This is a genomic window from Comamonas sp., assembly GCF_036666375.1.
Taxonomy (GTDB): Bacteria; Pseudomonadota; Gammaproteobacteria; order Burkholderiales; family Burkholderiaceae_C; genus Comamonas.
Genome location: NZ_JAVWWA010000209.1, coordinates 1 through 2944 on the forward strand (window position 1 = coordinate 1; position 2944 = coordinate 2944).

The 2944-nt window shown below is 70.6% G+C and carries 3 protein-coding genes and 1 pseudogene; all 4 read right to left on the bottom strand.

Features of this window, described 5'->3' with window-relative positions:
- Window positions 1–291, bottom strand: a pseudogene (locus tag RR928_RS24630) (copper oxidase); the annotation flags it as partial.
- 2 nt (window positions 292–293) lie between these two features.
- Window positions 294–1730 carry a TolC family protein gene (locus tag RR928_RS24635; RefSeq protein WP_332547688.1) on the bottom strand — a complete coding sequence of 479 codons (1437 nt, stop codon included), beginning with the start codon at window positions 1728–1730 and terminating at the stop codon, window positions 294–296.
- The gene (locus RR928_RS24640) at window positions 1727–2053 is read right to left on the bottom strand and encodes a hypothetical protein (protein WP_332547689.1); all 327 of its coding nucleotides are present in this window, start codon (window positions 2051–2053) and stop codon (window positions 1727–1729) included. Before RR928_RS24640 ends, RR928_RS24635 begins: the two co-directional genes overlap by 4 nt.
- An 82-nt stretch (window positions 2054–2135) precedes the next feature.
- Window positions 2136–2546 carry a hypothetical protein gene (locus RR928_RS24645; protein WP_332684702.1) on the bottom strand — a complete coding sequence of 137 codons (411 nt, stop codon included), beginning with the start codon at window positions 2544–2546 and terminating at the stop codon, window positions 2136–2138.
- Between the last annotated feature and the right edge of the window lie 398 nt (window positions 2547–2944).

The window sequence follows — 2944 nt, forward strand, 5'->3', positions numbered from 1 at the left end:
CTGGCCGTTGTAGCCCCACATGTTGACGAAAAAGCCGGGCGCCACTTCGCGCACCACGGGCTCGGCCACGAGGTGGAACTCCTTGACGCCCTGGTTCATGCGCCAGGGCGTGGTCCAGCCGTTGAGCGTGACCACCGGATGGTAGGGCCGGCCGTTGGGCGGCGCCAGCGGCGGCGCGGTATCGGCCGAGGCCTGGGACACGGGTTCGGGCAGCGCGGCCATGGCCACGGAGCTGACGGAGGCGGCGGCCACGGCCGTGGCGGCGCCGGTGAAGAAATTGCGGCGGTTCATGGTCAATGGCCTGGTGCGGAAGTCGAGGAAGCGGCGGCGGCCCGGCTGTCCGGCGCCGCGACGGCGCCGGGCGAGCTGCCGTGGAGCGCGAGCTGCAGATCGACTTCGGTCAGCCAGAAGTCGCGCTGCAGCTCGCTGGCCGTGGCCACGGCCTGGGTCGTGGCGCGCGCCTGGGCCAGCAGCTCCCAGGTGCTGATGAACATGCCGTTGTAGCGCAGCACGGCCTCATCCTGGCGCAGCTGCGACAGCGGCACTACTTCGGCCTGCTGCTGCTGCGCCAGATCCCAGGCCGTGCGGTAGCGCAGCCAGCTGCTGCGCGCCTGGCTGCGGGCGTCCAGCGCCGTCGCGCGCAGCTGGGCGGCGCTGCGCTGCAGCCCGGCGCGCGCTCCGGCCGTGGCCGCGCCGCCCCAGTCGAACAGCGGCAAGGCGATGTCCAGCTCCCAGCCGCGCGTGACTTCGCTGTGGCCGCTGGCGCGCTCGGTCGCGGTATTGCGGCTGTAGCTCAGCCCCAGATCGCCGAACACCGCGCCCACGCCGGCCCAGCCGCTGCGCTCGGCCGCGCTGTCCAGATCGCGGCGCAGCGCGCGCACATCGAGCCGCTCGCGCAAGGCCGTGGCTTCGGCGTCGTCACCGCGGCGCAGGTCGTTGGCCGCGGGCAGCGCGGGCAAGCGATCGGGCAGCGCCAGCTCGGCCTGCGGTCCCCACAGCCCCATCAGCCGCGCAAGCTGCTCGCTTTCCAGCGCTGCGGCCAGGCGCGCGCGCGCCAGCTGCGCCGCGCTGTCGTGCTGCACGCTCAACTGCTGGGCCTGCTGCAGCCGGCTAAAGTTGCCCACCCTGGCCATGCGCTCGGCAAGCTCGCCGCCGACCTGCGCCGCTGCATGCATGCGCTCCTGGGCCGCAAGCACCTGGCGCGCCGCAACGGCGCGCAGCCAGGCACGGCGCGTATCGGCGGCCAGCGCCAACACCTGCTGCGCGGCGTCCAGCGTGGCGCGCTCCATTTGCCAGCCCTGCCAGCGTGCGCGCCAGGGCATGGTGATGAGCTGCACCACGTTCAGGCCCAGCTGGCGTTCGATTTCGCGTTCATGCGGGCTGGTCAGCCGCGCCAGCGACAGCGTGGGATTGATCAGCGTCAATGCCTGGGCGCGCTCGGCGTCCTGCAGCGCCAGCTGCGCCAGGCGGGCCTGCAGGTCCGGGTTGTTGAGCAGCGCAATGCGCACAGCCGTGTCGGCATCGACCGGCTGCTGCAGCCACGCGGCGATGTTCGCCTGCGCCTGCTGGCGGGCAGCAAGGTCGGGCGCCGGCAGGTCCGCGCCCGCTGGCAGGCGCCCCTGGGCATGCTGTTGCACGGCGCCACGCAGGCCATCGGGAGCGACGCTGGCGCAGCCGGCCAGCAGCAGCGCGGCCACGGCAGCGCCCAGCGTGGAAAGGCGGCGCGTCATGGATGCCCCTTGTGCGCGGCGGCGGAACGTGGGGCCTGCTGGCCGGCCTCCCAGCGCACGACATCGGAATGCCCGCGCGGGAATGCGGCCACGGCGGCATTCGCAGCGCGCCAGTCCTGCGGCGTTGCCACCAGCGCGCCGCTGTACGGCAAAGGCCTGTGGATCAACGGCCGCGCAGCGGCAGCCGGGTCCAGCCAGGCATTGGTGGCCACGGATGGGACGGATGGGACGGAATTCTGGGCCCAGGCGGCGGTGCAGGCCCATCCGGCCAGCACCCCCAGGGGCAAAAGCTGCGCCAGGCGCATATGGTTCTCCTTCGACATGACTAACGAAGCGTCAGACGCAAGCAACGCGTCTGCGCGCAGCAAAGCGCGTCCGCTGCGGACGCACTTCGGGTGTCAGGTCTCAGGAAATGGGCGGTTTGACGGCCTGCAGCGGCAAGGCGCTGGCAAAGCGCGGGCTCATTCCCGCGGGGCGAATGCCGGGCGCAGCGGCGGCGCCAGGCAGCGGCACATCGGTCAGCGACACCGCCGAGTGGCAGATGCCGCAGGCCGCGCAGGACGCGCCATGCGCGGGATCACAGGCACTGCCCGCCTGCATGTCGCAGGCTTGCTGCGGCGCGCTGCCATGGGCATGGGCAGCGCCAGGTTCATGCGCGCCATGCCCACCGTGCCCGGTGCCGACCATATCGTGGCCCGCCGCGGCCGCATGCGCATGCGCCGGATGCAGCACCGCCTCGCCCATCGCCATGGCGTCGCCCGCCAGGCCGCGAAAGACCAGCAGCAGGACGATGAACAGCGAGAAAAAGCGACGCATGGAGGATATGGACACCGCCCAAGCGTATTGGTTCCATGGTCCGCTTGCAATAGCTGCGCCGCGCCGGCAGACAGTACTACGATCTGGACTGGGTGCGCCGCGAACGCAAGGTGGCGCGCGACCCGCAGGCGCGGCTCAAGTGCTGAGCCGCGCGGGCGCTGGGCGCGAATGTCAAAGATTGTTGCTTTGTCGCAGATCTCCCGTTCAACCCTGAATTCCCATTGACAAGCACGCAACAAAAGGTAATGGCCGGCATGTCCTACACCCTGCGAATCCGCAGCGGTTCAAAGTGAAGGCTCAGTGGCAATCGATCACTGATTAACGTCACCAACACCTCAAGGAGTATGGAAATGACACAGCAAGACCAGAGCCAGAACGCCAGCAACAACCAGAACAAC

What these genes read in the sequence shown, in the direction of transcription:
- RR928_RS24635 (WP_332547688.1), bottom strand. Translation starts at nt 1,730, where the DNA reads ATGACGCGCCGCCTTTCCACGCTGGGCGCTGCCGTGGCCGCGCTGCTG.
- RR928_RS24640 (WP_332547689.1), bottom strand. Translation starts at nt 2,053, where the DNA reads ATGTCGAAGGAGAACCATATGCGCCTGGCGCAGCTTTTGCCCCTGGGG.
- RR928_RS24645 (WP_332684702.1), bottom strand. Translation starts at nt 2,546, where the DNA reads ATGCGTCGCTTTTTCTCGCTGTTCATCGTCCTGCTGCTGGTCTTTCGC.